Raw genomic sequence first — 18,112 nt, forward strand, 5'->3', positions numbered from 1 at the left:
TGCTACGTGGGACGATCGGCCGCATCGGGGGAATTCGGAGGCCGAGTAAGGTCGGCCCATGTACTCGACGCAGGTCTCTCAGCACGTGAACGCGCCCCGGTCGGCCGTCTACCAGGCGCTGGTGAATGAGGAGGCGATCGCGAAATGGCGGGTGCCGGAGGGCATGAGGAGCCACGTCCACGAGTTCGACGCCCGGGAAGGCGGGGGATTCCGGATTTCGCTCACCTATGATGCGCCCGGGCCGACCGGCAAATCGGCCTCGCACACCGATACCTACCACGGCCATTTCGCGCGGCTGGTTCCGGACGAGCGCACGGTGGAGGTCTTCGAGTTCGAGACCGGCGATCCCTCGCTGCGCGGCACCATGACGATGACGACGACGCTCGCCGACGCCGGCGGCGGCACCGAGGTCGTCATCACGCACGACGGGATCCCCGACGGCGTGCCCCCTGCCGACAACGAGATGGGGGCGCGGATGGCGCTGGCGAAGCTCGCCGCGCTCGTCGAGGAGGGCCGGTCCCCGGCTCCCGGCGCGACCGCCGAGTAGGCCGGGCGCGCGGGGGACGCCGGGCGCGCCGGGGACGCCAGGGATGCCGGGGGACGCCGGGGGACAAGGTCGGCGCCGAGCGGCGGAACGTGGAGGCCTTGGCGCCGGCAATGCCGGTGACCGGGCCTTTTCCTCGCCGGTCCTCCCTGTTTCGTCCTTTTTGGTGGATTTCGCCCGTCTGGCTCACCCGCCGATCCGCGCATGTCGGCACTTCCCCGATCGGGCGATCGGCCGCCGAATACGACCCGCCCCGACGGGCCGTTTCGGTGTGATCAGACCGTGACCGGCGTTACCTTGACGACAAGTGCTGTTAACGCTCACAGTCGTGCCAGGCCGATTGAGAGGAGTAGCCGGTGGGACCAAGCGCCGGGTGCCGCCCGTCCGTCATGGTGGACATGGCGAAGGCGGCCGGCGTTTCGCACCGGGCGGCGTCGCGGGCCGGGTTCACGGGCCCGCGAGCTCTCCTTTCACGACCGTCATGCAGAAACTCGGGGCCGTGGGCAGGCACGGCATCGACGTGCTTCTCCGGCCCGCCGGGGCGGAGGATCCGTGCGCGGGTGAGCGCGACGTGATCTGTTCCGTCATCCGTGGCCAGGAGGGATGCGGCGATCGTATGCCGGCCGTCCATGGGAGTTACACGCATGGTTGACGCGGTTTCGCCGTGTTAGCGTTAACATCCAGAAAGGAAACCCCCCGTGTATAAGAAGATCTCGGCACTGGTGCTGGCCGGTGTCACGACGCTGGTCATGGCAGGGTGCGGCAGCGGTTCGGGCGGCACGGACAGTGCCGGCACGAGCGGCTCGGGCGACAAAAAGATCGTCATGGGCTTCGCCCAGGTCGGAGCGGAGAGCGGCTGGCGCACGGCCAACACCAAGTCGATCCAGGAGTCCGCCAAGGAGGCGGGCATCGAGCTGAAGTTCTCCGACGCGCAGCAGAAGCAGGAGAACCAGATCAAGGCGATCCGCTCCTACATCCAGCAGAAGGTGTCGGTCATCGCCTTCTCGCCGGTGGTGGAGTCCGGCTGGGACACCATCCTCAAGGAGGCCAAGAACGCCAAGATCCCGGTCATCCTGACCGACCGGGCCGTGGACTCCCCCGACAAGAGCCTGTACAAGACTTTCCTCGGCTCCGACTTCGTCGAGGAGGGCAAGAAGGCCGGGCAGTGGCTGGTCGACCAGTACAAGGACAGCAAGGACCCGGTCAACATCGTGCAGCTCGAGGGCACGACGGGCTCCGCCCCGGCCAACGACCGCAAGGCCGGCTTCGAGCAGGTCGTCACCGATCCCAAGTTCAAGGTGATCGCCTCGCAGACCGGTGACTTCACCCGGGCCAAGGGCAAGGAGGTCATGGAGGCCTTCCTCAAGGCCAACCCCAAGATCGACGTGCTGTACGCGCACAACGACGACATGGCCCTCGGCGCGATCGAGGCCATCGAGGGCGCGGGCAAGGTGCCGGGCAAGGACATCAAGATCATCTCGGTGGACGCGGTCCACGACGGCATGCAGGCGCTGGCCGACGGAAAGATCAACTACATCGTCGAGTGCAGCCCGCTGCTCGGCCCGCAACTCATGGACCTGACCAAGAAGGTCCTGGCCGGTGAGGAGGTCCCCGCCCGGGTCGTTACCGAGGAGACGGCCTTCACCCAGGAGCAGGCGAAGCAGGCGCTCCCCGAGCGCAAGTACTGATACCGCGCCGGGCCGCCCCGTCCAACCGGGGCGGCCCGCCGGCTGAGGAGGAGAGGGGCGCCTGATGGACGCACCCGCGCCGATCCTGCGGATGAGGGGGATCGGGAAAGAATTCCCCGGCGTGAAGGCGCTGGACGGGGTGGACTTCCGGCTGTTGCCCGGAGAGGTCCACGCCCTCATGGGAGAGAACGGCGCCGGCAAGTCCACCCTGATCAAGGTGCTCACCGGCGTATACGACATCGACGCCGGCGAGATCGAGCTGGAGGGCCGCCAAGTGGCCTTCTCCAGCCCGCTCGCCGCGCAGCAGGCCGGCATCAGCACCGTGTACCAGGAGGTCAACCTCTGCCCGAACCTCTCGGTCGCCGAGAACATCTTCATCGGCCGTGAGCCGCGCCGCCTCGGCCGCATCCGGTGGAAGGAGATGCGGCGCCGGGCCGCCGAGCTGCTGGGCCGCCTGGACCTCGACATCGACGTCGCGGCCCCCCTGTCGGCGTACTCGCTGGCCGTGCAGCAGATGGTGGCCATCGCGCGGGCGGTGGACATCGACGCGCGGGTCCTCATCCTCGACGAGCCCACCTCCAGCCTCGACGCGAGCGAGGTCGCCCAGCTGTTCCGGGTGATGCGGCGGCTGAAGGAGCAGGGCATCGCGATCCTGTTCGTCTCACACTTCCTGGACCAGATCTACGAGATCGCCGACCGGATGACGATCCTGCGCAACGGCCGGCTCGTGGGGGAGCACCTCACGAGCGAGCTGAGCCAGGTGGACCTGGTCGGCAAGATGATCGGCCGCGAGCTCGCCGACCTGGAGCGGCTGGAGGGCAGGCCGCCGGCGCGCGAGGGCGCGCGGCTGGTGGAGGCGGACGGCCTGGGCCGCACCGGGGCCATCGAGCCGTTCACGCTGACCATCCACCAGGGCGAGGTGGTGGGCCTGGCCGGGCTGCTCGGCTCCGGGCGCACCGAGATCGCCCGGCTGCTGTTCGGCGCCGACCACGCGGGCACCGGAACGCTGCGCATCGACGGCGAGCCGGTCAACCTGCGCAGCCCCCGGGCGGCGATCCACCGCAAGTTCGCGTTCTGCTCGGAGAACCGGCGCGAGGAGGGCCTGGTGCCCGACCTCACCGTGCGGGAGAACATCGTCCTGGCGTTGCAGGCCGCCCGCGGCTGGACCCGGCCGATCCCCCGGCGCAGGCAGGACGAGCTGGTGGGCAAGTACATCACCGCGCTCAACATCCGCCCCGCCGCACCTGAGCTGCCGGTCAGGAACCTCAGCGGCGGCAACCAGCAGAAGGTGCTGCTGGCCCGGTGGCTGATCCTGGAGCCTCGCCTGCTCATCCTCGACGAGCCCACCCGCGGAATCGACGTCGGCGCCAAGGCCGAGATCCAGCGCCTGGTGGCCGAGCTGTCCGACGGGGGGATGGCCGTGCTGTTCATCTCCGCCGAACTGGAGGAGGTCCTGCGGCTCAGCCACAAGGTGGCCGTGCTGCGCGACCGCAGACTCGTCGCCGAGGTCGAGAACGACGAGCGGTTGACCACCGACGCCCTGACGGAGACGATCGCGAGCGGAGGCGCGTCATGACCGAAAACCTGCGACCGTTCCTCAGACACCGCCTGTTCTGGCCCGTCGCGATCCTGGTGGCGTTGCTGCTGCTCAACCTGGTCTTCACCGACCACTTCTTCAACGTCGAGATCAAGGACGGCCACCTCTACGGCAGTCTGATCGACATCGTCAGGTTCGGCGCGCCCCTGATCCTGGTGGCGCTCGGCATGACGCTGGTCATCGCGACCAGCGGCATCGACCTGTCGGTGGGTTCGGTCGTCGCGATCTCCGGAGCCCTCGCCTGCCTGCAGATCAGCGACCTTCGCGACCAGAACTCCGTGGGCGGCGTGATGGGGGCCGTCGGCATCGCCCTGGCCCTGTCACTGGTGCTCGGAGCGTGGAACGGCCTGCTCGTCGCGGGCGTCGGGATCCAGCCCATCATCGCGACGCTGATCCTCATGGTCGCCGGCCGCGGCCTGGCCCAGCTCATCACCGACGGCCAGATCATCACGATCAACAGCTCGCCGTACAAGCTGATCGGCGGCGGCTACTGGCTCACGGTGCCCTTCGGGATCATCATCGTGCTCGCGGTGCTGGCGCTGACCGCGTTCCTCACCCGCAGGCTCGCCCTCGGCATGCTCATCGAGTCGGTCGGCGGCAACGCCAAGGCCAGCCGGCTGGCCGGCATCCGGGCACGCGGCGTGATCCTGACCGTCTACACCTTCTGCGGACTGTGCGCGGGGATCGCCGGGCTGATGATCAGCTCGAACGTCTCCAGCGCCGACGGCAACAACGCCGGCCTGTGGATCGAGCTGGACGCGATCCTGGCCGTCGTGATGGGCGGCACGTCCCTGTCGGGCGGCCGGTTCTCGCTCGGCGGCACCGTGATCGGCGCGCTCATCATCCAGACGCTGACCACGACGATCTACTCGATCGGCGTGCCGCCGGAGACGACGCTGCTGTTCAAGGCGCTCGTGGTCACCATCGTCTGCCTGATCCAGTCCCCGGCCTTCCGCGCGAAGGTCTTCCACCGCCGCCGCCGGCCCGCCGGGGCGCCTCCGGTGGCAGAAGAGAAGGTGAGGGTCACGGCATGACCATCGCGACAGTCCTGGGTTCGTCCCCGGTGCCGCGCAAGTACGTCCCCGTCCTGGTCACGGCGGCGCTGTTCGCCGCCATGTTCGTCGTGGGCGGCATCAGGTACGAAGGGCTGGCGACCGGGCAGGTCATCCTCAACGTCTTCATCGACAACGCGTTCCTGCTCGTCGTCGCGGTCGGCATGACGTTCGTGATCCTGACGGGCGGCATCGACCTGTCGGTCGGTTCGGTGGTGGCGCTTTCCACCATGGTCGCCGCGACGTTGCTGAAGCAGGGCTGGTCACCCTGGGCGGTGATGGTGCTCGTGGTGCTCATCGGCTCGGTTCTGGGCCTCGGCATGGGCGCGATCATCCACTATTTCGAGATCCAGCCGTTCATCGTGACGCTCGCCGGGATGTTCCTCGCGCGCGGCCTGTGCTACACGATCGGTACCGCGTCGATCCCGATCGACGACCCCACCTTCACCGCCTTCGCCCAGACGCAGATCAACTTCGGCGACCTGTGGATCTCACCCAGCGTGGTGATCGCGGTCGTCGTGGTGGCCGTCGCGGCCTACGCGCTGCACTACACACGGCTCGGCAGGAACGTCTACGCCACCGGCGGCAACGAGCAGTCGGCGCTGCTCATGGGCCTGCCCGTGGCCCGGACGAAGATCGCGGTCTACACGATCAGCGGTTTCTGCTCGGCCCTGGGCGGCCTGCTGCTGTCGTTCTACATGCTGTCCGGCTACGGCCTTCACGCGGTGGGCATGGAACTCGACGCCATCGCGGCCGTGGTGATCGGCGGCACGCTGCTCACGGGCGGCACCGGCTACCTGCTCGGCACCGTGCTGGGAGTGCTGGTGCTCGGGCTGATCCAGACGATCATCAGCTTCGACGGCACGCTGAGCTCCTGGTGGACGCGCATCGTCATCGGGCTCCTGCTGTTCGTCTTCATCCTGATGCAGCGCCTGATCACGGCCAGGAGGCGGTGACCGCGGAGCCGGCGGGCGCCGCGGCGTGACGCGCGGAACGGCCGTCCCTGATGCCGGCGCGTGCGCGCCGGCATGTGGTCTCCCGGCCCGTCCGGACGGCCGGCGAGCGGCGGTGTCACGCGTTCATCGCACTCTGGTCACATTCGCCGGAGGTCAGGGGAACGGGCCTTGGTTCCCGTCGACGATGGTCGTTCATGAGATGGGAGCGTGGGCCCGGCCCGGTGTGGGCGGCCGTGTGCGGTCTGCTGGTGATCGGGGCCGCGGCGGCCTCGGGGTCGCCGCGGATGAAGCTCGGAGACGTCGACCCGATCGGCGCGGTCATCGGGCTGTCGGGGTTGGCGTTGACCGTGGTGTCGGTCTGGCTGGCGGTGCGGGCGCAGCGCGTCAGTGAAATGGACCTGGACCATTGGGCCAGGCGGCTGGCCGTCGAGGTGCGAGGCGCGGAGACCGGTGAGCTGAGGAAACTGCTGGGCGACGACGACCAGGCCGACAAACCCATCGACGTGCGGTTCGTGCTGTTGCCCACCCGCGCCCACCAGGCCGGCGGGGTCCGGCCGTCGGGGTGCCTGACCGAGGTGGTGGAGTACTACCGGCGGCTGCGGCCCGGGCGGCTGGTGATCACAGGTGCGGCCGGGGCGGGGAAGACGGTACTGGCCCTGCGCCTGCTCCTGGGACTGCTGGCCGCCCCTGCCCCAGGAGACCGGGTCCCGGTCCGCCTGTCCGCGACGCAGTGGGACACCGCCACTTCGCTACAGGCGTGGGTGGCCGCTCACCTGGTCACGGTCTTCCGGATGCCGCGACGTACCGCCGCCGCCCTGGTGAAGGCGGGACGCATACTCCCGGTGATCGACGGGCTGGACGAGATGGACATCGGCGCGCCCGGTCACACCTCCCGCGCCGCTGACGCCCTGCGTGCGCTGAACTCCGCTCAGGACGGCCTCGGCAAGATGGAGGTGGTGCTCACCTGCCGCACCGACCAGTATGCCGCCCTGGATGACGCGCACGTGAGGGTCCGGGCCCAGGACGCCGCCCACATCCGGATCGAGCCCGTGGACACCGGCACCGCGCAGACCTTCCTGGAGACCCGGGTGGGTGTCGAGGACCTGGTGCGATGGGGGCCGGTCCTCGACGCGCTGGACTTCCACCCCGACGGCGCCCTGGCCCGCGCGTTGGACACCCCCTGGCGGCTCACACTGGCCGTCACCGTCTACAGGCGGCTCGATCCGGTCACCGGTGCCTACCTGCGTGACCCCGCCGAACTCACGGCACCGGATCTCGACACCCCCGCCAAGATCGGCCGCCATCTGCTGGCCGCGTACATTCCCGCCGCCACCACCGCCGCCGACGCGGCCGGCCGCAATCCCCGTCATTACTCGCCGGATCAGATCCACAGGTGGCTGGCTCATCTGGCCCGTTATCTGAACGGCAACGCCGAGAAGGGGCCGTTCGCCGGAAGGGTGCTCAGTGGCACCGACCTGGTCCTGCACCAACTGTGGCCCCTGGCCGGTGATCGCCCGCGCGTCCTCGCGCAATCACTCGCCGGTGTCTCCACCTTCGTGTTCCTCGCGGTGGTGCTGTTCGCCTTCCACGTGCCACATCGGCTGACGCTGGCCTTCATCGGCGCCTGGGTGCTCACCCGTGTGATGGGCGTCCGGTGGCCCGAACCCTGGCGCATCGAACTTCCGCGGATGAGAACGCCTCTCGGGCACCGCAAACTCGTGGGCGGGGCCATCTCCGGCCTCGTGGCCGGAGCGGTTCTCGGGCTCGTGGTCGGGTTCAGCCGCGGGTGGGCGCCCGGCCTCGCCGGGGGACTCACGTCCGTCATCGTGGGCGGGCTCGGATTCTGGTTACTGAGCCCCGGCGCCGGAAGGGTGGTGGATCCCCGGGATCCGATACGCAACGACCTCGCATGCTCACTTGTTCTCGGGCTACAGGCCGCATTGCTGTTCGTGCTCATGTGGTACTGGCTCATGGGCAGTTTCACGAACGGGCTGTTCTGGCTCCTCTCGCCTCTGGTCTGGGTCTGGTTCGTCCAAGCCGGTCGCCGGGCGGTGACGCGTTATCTGATGCTGATCCTCTGCACGCGTGGCCGGTTGCCCTGGCGCCTTGGCCGGTTCCTGCACTGGTGTCATGAGGACGCGGGGCTGCTTCGCGTGGCAGGCGTGGCCTACCAGTTCCGGCACCGTGAACTCCAGGACTACCTGGCCCGCTTCCCGGCCCCCTGACCCCTGGCCCCGCACGGCTCACCGTGACCCGCGTTCCGTACGGCGCGCCGGGGCCCGAACCGCGTCCCGCGCCTGTACGTTCCGGGGGAGGAGTCTCCCTTACCCCCAGGAGCGGAGGTCGGCATGCGAGCTGACGAGACGGGCGCGACGCGCCGTTCGGTGATCGTGCGGAGCGTGGCGGGCGGGTTCGCCGCCGTGCTGGCGTTGATGGGCGTGCGACCGGCGAGGGCGTCGGCGGGCACGGCCTCACGCGAGGACGCGACCGGCGAGACCGCGGGCGCGGTGCTCGCCAGGACCAAGAACATCCCGGTTCGCGGCGGGAAGATCATCAAGGGGAAGTACGTCGTCACCCAGCCCGCGAAGGGGGTGTTCCGCGCCTTCAGCGCCAAGTGCACCCACCAGGGATGCGCGGTCGCGAGCGTCAGCGGCGGGACGATCAACTGCCCGTGCCACGGAAGCAGGTTCTCGATCTCGACCGGCGCCGTGGCGCGCGGCCCGGCCGACCGTCCCCTCCCGCGCAAGAGGATCACCGTCTCCAAGGGCGTCATCCGCCTGAAGTGACGGCCGCACCCGGTGCCCCGCCCCTGGCCGGCGCCGGGCACCGGGTCCTCGGGCGGTACGGGGCGCGGGCCTGTGGGCGGTGGGCATCGGGTCCTCAGGCGGTGCCGCGCATCGGGCCCGCGGGCCGGCATGGGGCATCGGGTCTCCGGGTGGGGCCGGGGCGGCCGCGTAGGGTGGTGGCGGAGGTGAGGCCACATGGCGGCACAGCGGCCCGAGGGCACCGCCCTGTCCTGCGCCGAGCGGGCGGCCCTCCGCGATCTCCTCGGCGCCGAGCGTGAGCGGACCACCGCGCGCGTCGCCTCGCTGCTGCGCGACTGGGAGGGCATCGTCGAGTCCTCCGCCCTGGTGGCCACCGACGACGAGCACGATCCCGAGGGGTCGTCCACGGCGTTCGAGCGCGCCCACGTCCAGGCGCTGCTCGACCAGGCGCGAAGCCACCTCGCCGACCTGGACGCGGCCCAGGCACGGCTCCGCGACGGCGACTACGGGGTGTGCCAGGGCTGCGGGCGCCCCATCAGCCCCGAACGCCTGAAGGTCCGCCCGGCGGCGAAGTCCTGCGTTCCCTGCGCCACCGCCCACCGCTGAGGGCGTCGCCCCCTGGCGGCCGGAACGCGCCGGCGACACCATCGGGGACGCCCTGCCGGGCGCGGGCCATGCCGGGCTCCTTCGTGAGCTTGAACAAGTTTTTTCCTGGAAGCGCTCCAGTTTGCCGTACCGTTGGTGCAGGTCAGAGGCTTACCTGCCTTCCCCGTCGCCGGCGAACGTCCTGATCGGAGCGTCCACGACATGTCCTCCCCGCCGCAGTCCCGGCCCGTCTCCCCACTGTGTCCGCCGGCCGAGCCGGCCCACCGGCGCCGCTCCTGGTGAGCGTGCTCCTCGGGCGCCATGGCCTGGACCGGGACATGATGTGGCGCCGCCTGACGCACCCGCGGTCGATCCGGGCGAGGTGCACCCTGATGGCCGTGGCGCTGTCGGCGGTCTTCGTCGCCATCGGCGGGGCGAGCATCGATGCGGCGATCCGCTACAAGGTCGAGGTCGACACCTTCGAGGCCACCAAGCGTGTCGCCAGCCAGTGGAGCGCGGCGGTGCGCAACGGCGCGGTGCCTCGCGTCATCCCGGCGTCCGCCGCGGTCGATCTCATCCAGGTCGTCGACGCCGCCGGGCGCGTCCTGCACGCCAGCAGGGCCGTCTCCGGCAGGCCGCCGCTCAGCACGCTGCGCCCCCCGGCCGACGACCGGTTCCAGAACCTCACCGAGTGCACGGGCGACGAGGGATGCGCGATGCTGATGGCGATCCGCGTCTCCCCGGCGGCCGACTCCCCGGTGGTCTACGCGGGCGTGCCCGAACCGGCCATCCTCGCCACCAGCGAACTCGACTACGGCATCGCGGTCGCCGGCCTGCCCATCCTCGGGCTCGTCGGGTGGATCACCTGGGTCATGCTCGGCCGCACGCTGCGCCCGGTGCAGACCATCTGCGAGCGGATGTCGGAGATCACCGGCACCGACCTGAGCCGGCGCGTCCCGCTGCCGCCCGGCCACGACGAGATCACCACGCTCGCCGTGACGGCCAACCAGACGCTCTCCCGGCTGGAGATCGCCGTCAAGCAGCAGCGCCGCTTCGCCTCCGACGTCTCCCACGAGTTGCGCTCCCCGATCACCGGCCTGCGGGTGCGGCTGGAGGAGGCGCTCAGCCACCCCGAGGACGTCGACCCCCAGGAGGCCATGCGGGCGGCCCTGGCGACCACCGACCGGCTGGAGGCGATCGTCGGGGACCTGCTGGTGCTGGCCCGCCTGCGCGCCGCCGAGCCCGCGCCGCACGAACCGGTGGACCTCACCGCCATGGTGTACGAGGTCGTCGGCGTCCGGGTGTGGAAGGTCCCGGTGCGCGTCCGGGACGGCGGCGCGGTGTGGGTGGCGGGCTCGCGGGTCCAGTTGATGCGCGTGGTGGAGAACCTGGTGACCAACGCCCAGCGGCACGCCCGCACCGAGGCGGGCGTGAGCGTGTGCGCGACCGAGGGAGAGGCGCGGCTCGTCGTCACCGACGACGGGGACGGCATCGCGCCGAAGGACCGCGAACGCGTCTTCGGCCGCTTCGCCCGCCTTGAGGAGGGCCGTCGCCGCGACCCCGCGGGCAGCGGCCTGGGGCTGGCCATCTCACGGGAGATCGCCGAGGCCCACCACGGGACGCTGCGCATCGAGGACTCCCCGCGCGGCGCCCGGTTCGTCCTGCGGCTCCCGGCACTGGAACGGTGACCCGCCACCGTCACGGGAGGCTCGCGTCGAACGGGCGAGCGCCGGGTCCGGGTGCTCGGAGCCCCGTACGATGGTGACCACGACAACGAGGCCGAGTTTCGGCGATGGAGCAAGCGTTGGTGTCTCACTCGATCGAACGGCGGGTCACCGTCGCCGACATAGCCGCCGAGGCGGGGGTGTCACGGGCGACCGTCTCGAAGGTACTCAACGGCCGTTCGGACGTGGCTCCGTCGACGAGGGCGCAGATCGAGGCCATGCTCACCGCGCGCGGCTACGTCCCCACCACCCGCACCAAGCGGGCGGTGCCCGCGGTCAGGCCCGCCGGCCTGATCGAGATGCTCTTCCACGACGCCGGCACTCCCTGGGCGGCCGAGATGATCCGCGGCGCGGAGGAGGCCGCCCGGGCGTCGCGGGCGGCGATCGTGGTGTCGGTGCTGGACGGCGGCCCCGGCCGAGGGCGGCAGTGGCTGGAGGACATCGCCGGCCGCGCGCCGCGCGGCATCATCCTCGCCCTGTCGGAGCTGTCGGCGGCCGACCACAAGCGCATCGTCAGGCTCGGCGTGCCCGCGATCCTCGTCGACCCGGTCGGTGACGGCGAGTCCGACCTGCCCTCCATCGGCGCGGGCAACTGGGGCGGCGGGCTGGCCGCCACCCGCCACCTGATCGACCTCGGCCATCGCCGCATCGGGCTGATCACCGGGCCGATGCGCTTCCTGTGCAGCCAGGCGCGCCTGGCCGGTTACCGGGCGGCGCTGGAGCGGGCCGGCATCCCGGCCGACGAAGGGCTCATCGAGCACGGCGACTTCCACTACGCCTCCGGACTGCGGCTGACCCTGTCCCTGCTCGACCGGCCCGGCCCGCCGACGGCGGTCTTCGCCGCGAACGACGAGCAGGCGCTCGGCGTCTACGCCGCGATCCAGCAGCGGGGCCTGCGCGTCCCCGACGACCTCAGCGTCGTCGGCTTCGACGACGTGCCGATGTCGCAGTGGGTCACGCCGCCGCTGACCACGGTGCGCCAGCCCATCGCCGAGCTGGGCGCCCTGGCCGTCCGCACGCTGCTCGCCCACCAGGACGGCGGCGGGGTCCCCGAGGGCCGGGTGGAGCTGTCCACCAAGCTGGTCGTGCGAGCGAGCACGGCCCCGCCGGTCCGCCGCCCGGCTCCCTGACCGCCGCTCCACACCGCACGCCCGGGAGTTTCGTCCGGCCCGACCCGGGTTTCGATCCCACCGCGGCCGGCGAGTTCTCGGTCAGGTCAGATCACGAACCTGTTCGGCAGGCGGCCGCGGCATCCGGGCTCCGCTCGGAAGATCGCGCCGGCGCCTGGCAGATCTCGCAGCTCATCGGGGGAGAGCCCTTCGGTGGAGGTGGAGATCACCAGCAGGTCGAGGCCGGGTCCGGCGAAGCAGCAGGAGGTGACCTGCGGCACCGGCACGGTGACCGTGCGGTCCAGCGCGCCGCCGGGGCTGAAGCGGCACACCCGCGAGCCGCCGTAGAAGGCCACCCACACGCCGCCCTCGGCGTCCACGGTCAGCCCGTCCGGCACGCCGGGCAGGGCCGAGGTGTCGGCGAAGACGCGCCGGCCGGACAGCTCTCCGGTGGTCACGTCGTAGTCGAACACGTCGACGCGGCGCGTCGGGCTGTCCACGAAGTAGCACAGGGCGGCATCGGGCGACCAGTCGAGGCCGTTGGCGATGGTGACCCCGGTCAGGACGGTGCGCAGCGACCGGTCGGGGTCCAGGCGGTACAGGCTCGCCGCGCCCGGCGCGGTGTCGTAGGCCATGCTGCCGGCGAAGTACCGCCCGGCCGGGTCGACGTTGCCGTCGTTCATCCGGATCTCGGGCCGGTCGGCCAGCGGCGAGGCGAGCCGTTCGACCAGTTCGCCCTGCGCCGCGAGAGCCATGCCCGCGCCGTCGGCGACCAGGACCGTCCCGGGGCGGGAGGTGGGGTGCACGGCGGTCACCGGGGCGGGCAGGTCGGCGAAGGAGACGGCGCCGGTCGCGACGTCGGCCTCGAACAGCCGCCCGCGCGGGATGTCGACGAACCGCACCAGGTTCTCCGCGTCGTCCCAGACCACGCCCTCGCAGTGGACGCCGGACACCGGCAGCCACGGCTCGGCGGTCAGGTCGCCGCCCGTCCGGGGCGTCACGGCGCGGGCGGCGCGACCGCCGCCATGGCGCGGCGGTGCGCCTCCACCAGCCGGGACAGCATCGCGTCGGTGGCCGGGTCCGGGCGGGTCTCGCCGGGGTGGGCGGCGCGCCACCCGGCCAGGAGGCGCGCTCCCTCCGGCCAGGTGACCGTCGGGTGGAACGCGGGCACGAAGCGCTTGATCTTGGTGTTGTCGAACACCGCGCTGTGCGACAGGTCGCCGACGATCAGCTCCGACCAGAACCAGTCGGGGGCCACGACCGGCAGGAACTCCGAGGGCAGGTGCAGCGGGCGGACCGGCGTCCCGGCGGTCCTGCCGATGACGTCGTAGATCTCGTTCCAGGTCAGCGCCTCGTCGGAGGTGATGTGGAAGTCCTCGCCGATGGCCTGCCAGTTCCCCGCCAGGCCGGCCAGGCCGACGGCGAAGTCCCGCGCGTGGGTGAGGGTCCAGGGATTGGTCCCGTCGCCGGGTACGACGATCTCCTCGCCGCGGGCGACGCGGTCCCAGGCGGTCCAGCCGCCGGGCAGCGGCGGCTGGGCGTCGTCGTAGGTGTGCGACGGCCGCACGATCGTCACCGGGAAGTCGCGCTCGTCGTAGGCGCGGCGCAGGACGTCCTCCGCGGCGATCTTGTCGCGCGCGTAGGCCAGGTAAGGGTTGCGCCGGGCGGTGGACTCCACGGTCGGCACACGGCGCACCGGCTTGTGGTAGATGGAGGCCGAGCTGATGTGGACGTACTGGCCGGTGCGGTCCTGGAACAGCTCGACCGCCGCGGAGGCGTCCCTGGCGTCGAAGCCGAGGAAGTCGACCACGCAGTCGAAGGTCTCACCGTCGAGGGCGCCGCGCAGGGAGCCGGCGTCGCCCACGTCGGCGATGATGGAGGTGACGCCCTCGGGCAGGGGCCGGCGCCCGGCCGTGCGTCCCCGGTTGAGGACGCTCACGTCCTGGCCCCGGCGCACCGACTCGGCCACGCAGGCCGAGCTGATCGTGCCGGTGCCCCCGATATAGAGGACCTTCATGCCGGGCTCCCGCTCTGCGGGATCGCGGTCGGCCCCGCGGCCTCCCCGCGTCCCAGGCCTCGAACCCGTTCCCCGCGACGCCGGTCAGCCGGACGTCGTCGCGGACACCGATCTCCTCCAGCGGCACGGCGAGGGAACGCTCTGGATCGGTGTGTACCGAATGGCACCGGTGGCTCCTTCGAGCAGAGCGGTCAGAGAGACAACGGCCGATGTGGTTGGAGAACTTTCGGAAACTGCCCGAAACATCGACGGCACGATGCCCCAACGTAGAACGCCCGGTCGGCGAACGTCAAGGGCGGTGACCTCGGCGAAACGCCAGGAGGACGGCGCTCTCGGCGGTCGGCCCGGCCACGCGTGACGTTACGCCGCGCCGGCAGTTTCGAAGAACTTTCGATCGGAGGCCGGTCGCGTCGTCCGCCGATGAGGCCCGTACGCCTCTGCGGAAGCACCCGCGTGACGGCGCACAAGCGAAGCGCCGGGCCCGAATCGGGCCCGGCGCGTCGTGGGAGCACGGCTCAGGCGTTCCGCGCCGGCCGCGGCCCCGAGAGGGCGCCGCGGCCGGCGTGGAACCGGCGGATCAGTGTCCGGTCACCGTGAAACGGCCGGTGAGCGGGCCCAGGACGACCGTGTAGGCGCCCGGGGCGCTGCGGCGCACCTCGAAGGACAGGCGCACGGCCGCGCCGGCCCGCACCTGGACGGTCTGGCGCCGTTCCACCTGGTCACCGACCCGCAGGACGGCGTCGTAGCCGCCCGTCTTCTCGCCGACGTTCTTCACCCACGCGCTGACCCGCACCGGGCGCCCGGGCCGCACGGCGTCCGGGCTCACCTCCAGCTCGCCGAGCGCGAAGCGCGGCTCGGGGCCGGGGGTGCGGTCGCGGACGAACACGTCGGCGTGCCGGTTGGTGTCGTCCTCGACCAGGTTCGCCGAGGAGCTCTGGAAGGCGACGTAACGCCCGTTCCCGCTGATCGACGGCACCTCGCTGGAGCCGTCGCCCTCCACGCCCTTCGGGCCCGTCGAGACGCGCTGGGTCGTGCCGGACTTCAGGTCGCGGACGAACACGTCGGTGCGCCCGTTGGTGTCCGCGCCGGCGAGGTTGGTCGCGTAGCTGTAGAACACCACCGTCTGCCCGTCGGCGCTGGGGGAGGGGGCGAAGGACCAGTCGTCGCCCGGGCTCCCGTCGGAGGCCGCCGACACCAGCGTGGTCGCGCGGGCCTGCCGGTCGTAGCGGTAGATCTGCCACCCCTTCGGCCCGGCACCGATGTAGACCACCATGCGGCCGTCCGCGCTGATCTTCGGGCTGCTCGGCTCGACGCCCTCGGGAGTGGTGAGCGCCTCGGTCGTGCCGGCCTGCCGGTCGCGGACGAACAGGTTGACGCTCCCGTCGTCCTGGCCCGGCACCAGGTTCGTGGCGTTGCTCTGGAACGCGACGAACCGGCCGTCCGCGCTCATCGTCTGCTCGCGCGAGTTGCCGTCGCCCTGGACGCCGCCCGGGCCCACCGAGACGCGCTCGGTCGTGCCCGCCTGCCGGTCGCGGACGAAGACGTCGGTCTGCCCGTTGGTGTCCCCGGCGACCAGGGTGGTCGCGTCGCTGTTGAAGACGGCGAAGCGGCCGTCGGAGTCGAAGGCCGGCTGCGAGGACAGCCCGTCGCTCTGGGCGCCGCCCGGCCCGACCGAGATCAGCTCGGTCCTGCCGGTCTGCCGGTCGTGCGCGAAGGCGTCGGTCTGCCCGTTGGTGTCGCCGGGCACCAGGTTGGTGGCCCCGCTGCTGAACCCGACGTACCTCGCGTCACCGCTGAGGGTCGGGGTCAGGGAGAAGGCGTCGGCCTGGGTGCCGTCGGAGGCCACCGACACCCGCTCGATGGCTCCGGTGCGCAGGTCGGTGACGAAGACGTCCAGGTCGTCGTTGGTGTCGCCCGGGACGAGGTTTCCGGCGACGCTGGCGAAGGTCACGGCGCTGCCGTCGTCGCTGAGCTGCGGCCACCAGCTCTCGTTGTCGCCCTGGTGGCCGTCGACGCTCAGGGAGACGCGCTGGGTGTCGGGCGAGCGGGGCAGGGAGATGTCGGCCCGCGCCTGGCCCTTGCCGCGCACGGTGACCCGCTGCGGGTCGGACCGGGACACGCCCGGGGCCACCGCGGCGATCCGGTAGTCGCCCTCCGGCACCTCAGTGATCGTGTAGGCGCCGTTGATGCCGGTCGTGGCCGCCAGGGTGTCGGGCACGCCGAGCACGGTGACCGTCGCGCCCGGAACGGTCGAGCCGGTCGGGCCGTACACCACCCGGCCGGTGATCTTGCCCCGGGGGGTCTGCTCGAGGGCCGTGCGCAGGTCGGTCAGGCGGTCCGCCTGGACGCGGACGCGGGCCGCGGCCGGCCGGTAGCCGAACCGGGTGAGCGTGAGGTCGTAGGAACCGGGGGTGAGCCGCATCTCGAAGCGGCCCTGCGCGTCGGTGGTGGCGGTCCGGCCGTCGCCCGCCCGGGTGACGGTGACGCCGGCGAGCGGCTTGCGGGTCTTGCCGTCGGTGACCGTACCGCGCACGCCGCTGGTCAGGGCGGCCTCGGCGACGGCGGCGTAGGCGTCGATCCGCCCGGCGCCGTAGCGGGCGTTGGGGCGCTCGCCGTAGCGCTCGTCGTCGAGCGAGGTGCCGGCCAGGATGTCCAGGGCCTGGTCCACGGTGAGTTCGGGACGGGCCTGCAGCATGAGCGCGACCGTGCCGGAGACGTGCGGGGTCGCCATCGAGGTGCCGCTGAGCGTGCCGTACTCGCCGCCGGGGAGGGCCGAGAGCACGTCGACGCCGGGCGCCGAGACGTCGGGGACGATGTAGGAGTCGGGCCAGTCGCCGGGCGCGTCGACCCAGTCGTCGCGCCTGACCGTGCCACCGCAGGAGAAGTCCGGCACGCTGTCGTCGGCGTCGGTCGCGCCGACCGACACCGACTCGTACACGTTGCCGGGGCTGCTCGACCCGCCGGGCAGGCATTCGTTGCCGATGGCGAAGGACGGGAAGGCTCCGGCCCGGTAGATGTTCCTGGCCGGCTCGATCATCTCGTCGGAGTAGCCCTCGCCGCCCAGCGACATGCTGACGACGTCGGCGGGCTTGCCGGCCGGGCGGCCGTGGGCGTCGTAGGGGGCGATCGCCCACTGCATGCCGGCGATGACCTGGGCGAGCGTGCCGCTGCCGCCCGGGATGACCAGGCCGGCCATCAGGTCGACGCCGGGCGCCACCCCGATCCGCGTGCCGGAGGCGTCACCTCCCGCGATCGTGCCGGCGACGTGGGTGCCGTGGTAGGAGCTGTCGTGCGGCGTGGAGGCCACCGGGGTGCCGTCCGGGCCGAACTCGATCCAGCCGCCGGGGTAGGCGGGGTTGGCGGCGTCGTCGGTGGCGAGCCTGCCGGTGAGGTCGGGATGGGAGACGTCGATGCCGGTGTCCAGGATCGCGACGCGCACGCCCTTGCCCGTCAGCCCGCGCTCGCTCCGCACCCGGTCGGCGCCGATCTTGGCGATGCCCCACGTGGGCTCGCCCGCCTTGGCGGCCCGGCGCGCGGCGGCGGGCTTGGCGGGCTCGGTCTCGGGGGCCTTCAGCTCGAAGTTGGGGATGACGCGCTCGACCAGGGCCAGCGCCGCCACCGCGTCCAGCGTCGCCGGCTTGGCCCGGACGAGGATCATGTTCTTCAGCCAGAAGGTGTTGACGACCTGATCGCCCTGCGACCTGACCAGTCGCACGACCGGGGCCTGGACGGACGCGGCCGTGCCGGCCAGGCCCTCACGCACCTCCGCCGGGCCGGAGGCGTCCGGCGGCAGGTCCGGGCGGGCGCCCAGCACGACGACCGCCTCGATGCGGCCGTCGGAGCGCAGCCGCGCGTTCTTCATCTGTTCGGCCAGCTCAGGGGCGATCTTCCCCCGGTGGGCCGGCGCGCCCGGCGGGTCGGCCGCCATCGCCGGGCGCGCCGGCAGGGCGGCGGCGACCGCTCCCAGCAGCACCAGCACGGCGAGGATGAGGCGGTGCCCGCGATTTCGCAGGGCGGACGACGACATGGGGGGCTCCTTGCAAGAATCTAGGACAAATCTGACGAGCATGAACGC

The 18,112-nt window shown here is 71.8% G+C and carries 13 protein-coding genes; 10 read left to right on the plus strand and 3 right to left on the minus strand.

The annotated features are described in order from the left end of the window. Window positions 1-58: 58 nt before the first annotated feature. From ACWEN6_RS10540 to ACWEN6_RS10585, 10 genes are all read left to right on the plus strand, one after another. Window positions 59-547, plus strand: a complete 489-nt coding sequence (locus ACWEN6_RS10540; RefSeq protein WP_452569956.1) for an SRPBCC family protein — start codon at window positions 59-61, stop codon at window positions 545-547. 695 nt (window positions 548-1,242) lie between these two features. Next, window positions 1,243-2,232, plus strand: coding sequence for an ABC transporter substrate-binding protein (locus tag ACWEN6_RS10545; protein ID WP_380829351.1), 990 nt, complete (start codon window positions 1,243-1,245; stop codon window positions 2,230-2,232). A 64-nt stretch (window positions 2,233-2,296) separates the two neighbouring features. Next, window positions 2,297-3,808 (plus strand): sugar ABC transporter ATP-binding protein, encoded by a 1,512-nt coding sequence (locus ACWEN6_RS10550; protein ID WP_452569957.1) that lies wholly within the window; start codon window positions 2,297-2,299, stop codon window positions 3,806-3,808. Then, window positions 3,805-4,863 carry an ABC transporter permease gene (locus ACWEN6_RS10555; protein ID WP_452569958.1) on the plus strand — a complete coding sequence of 353 codons (1,059 nt, stop codon included), beginning with the start codon at window positions 3,805-3,807 and terminating at the stop codon, window positions 4,861-4,863. The genes ACWEN6_RS10550 and ACWEN6_RS10555 overlap by 4 nt, the downstream gene beginning before the upstream one ends. Continuing rightward, window positions 4,860-5,837, plus strand: coding sequence for a galactofuranose ABC transporter, permease protein YjfF (yjfF, locus tag ACWEN6_RS10560; RefSeq protein ID WP_452569959.1), 978 nt, complete (start codon window positions 4,860-4,862; stop codon window positions 5,835-5,837). The genes ACWEN6_RS10555 and yjfF overlap by 4 nt, the downstream gene beginning before the upstream one ends. Before the next feature lie 194 nt (window positions 5,838-6,031). Continuing rightward, window positions 6,032-8,062 carry an NACHT domain-containing protein gene (locus ACWEN6_RS10565; protein ID WP_452569960.1) on the plus strand — a complete coding sequence of 677 codons (2,031 nt, stop codon included), beginning with the start codon at window positions 6,032-6,034 and terminating at the stop codon, window positions 8,060-8,062. Window positions 8,063-8,185: 123 nt separating this feature from the next. Then, the gene (locus ACWEN6_RS10570; RefSeq protein WP_354930904.1) at window positions 8,186-8,623 is read left to right on the plus strand and encodes a Rieske (2Fe-2S) protein; all 438 of its coding nucleotides are present in this window, start codon (window positions 8,186-8,188) and stop codon (window positions 8,621-8,623) included. A 195-nt stretch (window positions 8,624-8,818) separates the two neighbouring features. Further along, a complete protein-coding gene (locus ACWEN6_RS10575; RefSeq protein WP_452569961.1) occupies window positions 8,819-9,208 on the plus strand; it encodes a TraR/DksA family transcriptional regulator in 390 nt (129 codons plus the stop codon). Between the two features lie 371 nt (window positions 9,209-9,579). Next, window positions 9,580-10,875, plus strand: coding sequence for a HAMP domain-containing sensor histidine kinase (locus ACWEN6_RS10580; RefSeq protein WP_452569962.1), 1,296 nt, complete (start codon window positions 9,580-9,582; stop codon window positions 10,873-10,875). A 119-nt stretch (window positions 10,876-10,994) separates the two neighbouring features. Beyond that, complete coding sequence (locus tag ACWEN6_RS10585; protein ID WP_452569963.1) at window positions 10,995-12,041, plus strand: LacI family DNA-binding transcriptional regulator; 1,047 nt, start codon at window positions 10,995-10,997, stop codon at window positions 12,039-12,041. Window positions 12,042-12,127: 86 nt separating this feature from the next. Here ACWEN6_RS10585 and ACWEN6_RS10590 read toward each other — a convergent pair whose 3' ends face one another. From ACWEN6_RS10590 to ACWEN6_RS10600, 3 genes are all read right to left on the minus strand, one after another. Continuing rightward, window positions 12,128-13,021 (minus strand): SMP-30/gluconolactonase/LRE family protein, encoded by an 894-nt coding sequence (locus tag ACWEN6_RS10590; RefSeq protein WP_452569964.1) that lies wholly within the window; start codon window positions 13,019-13,021, stop codon window positions 12,128-12,130. Next, on the minus strand, window positions 13,018-14,037 hold the full coding sequence (locus ACWEN6_RS10595; protein ID WP_452569965.1) for an NAD-dependent epimerase/dehydratase family protein: 1,020 nt from the start codon (window positions 14,035-14,037) through the stop codon (window positions 13,018-13,020). The genes ACWEN6_RS10590 and ACWEN6_RS10595 overlap by 4 nt, the downstream gene beginning before the upstream one ends. A gap of 577 nt (window positions 14,038-14,614) precedes the next feature. Further along, window positions 14,615-18,064: a S8 family serine peptidase gene (locus ACWEN6_RS10600; protein WP_452569966.1), complete on the minus strand. Its 3,450-nt coding sequence runs from the start codon at window positions 18,062-18,064 to the stop codon at window positions 14,615-14,617. Window positions 18,065-18,112 lie beyond the last annotated feature (48 nt).

This window comes from Sphaerisporangium sp. NPDC004334, from assembly GCF_053602655.1.

Coding starts and splice junctions, on each gene's coding strand:
- ACWEN6_RS10575 (WP_452569961.1), top strand. CDS start 8,819: ATGGCGGCACAGCGGCCCGAGGGCACCGCCCTGTCCTGCGCCGAGCGG.
- yjfF (WP_452569959.1), top strand. CDS start 4,860: ATGACCATCGCGACAGTCCTGGGTTCGTCCCCGGTGCCGCGCAAGTAC.
- ACWEN6_RS10555 (WP_452569958.1), top strand. CDS start 3,805: ATGACCGAAAACCTGCGACCGTTCCTCAGACACCGCCTGTTCTGGCCC.
- ACWEN6_RS10550 (WP_452569957.1), top strand. CDS start 2,297: ATGGACGCACCCGCGCCGATCCTGCGGATGAGGGGGATCGGGAAAGAA.
- ACWEN6_RS10570 (WP_354930904.1), top strand. CDS start 8,186: ATGCGAGCTGACGAGACGGGCGCGACGCGCCGTTCGGTGATCGTGCGG.
- ACWEN6_RS10595 (WP_452569965.1), bottom strand. CDS start 14,037: ATGAAGGTCCTCTATATCGGGGGCACCGGCACGATCAGCTCGGCCTGC.
- ACWEN6_RS10580 (WP_452569962.1), top strand. CDS start 9,580: ATGGCCGTGGCGCTGTCGGCGGTCTTCGTCGCCATCGGCGGGGCGAGC.
- ACWEN6_RS10565 (WP_452569960.1), top strand. CDS start 6,032: ATGAGATGGGAGCGTGGGCCCGGCCCGGTGTGGGCGGCCGTGTGCGGT.
- ACWEN6_RS10540 (WP_452569956.1), top strand. CDS start 59: ATGTACTCGACGCAGGTCTCTCAGCACGTGAACGCGCCCCGGTCGGCC.
- ACWEN6_RS10600 (WP_452569966.1), bottom strand. CDS start 18,064: ATGTCGTCGTCCGCCCTGCGAAATCGCGGGCACCGCCTCATCCTCGCC.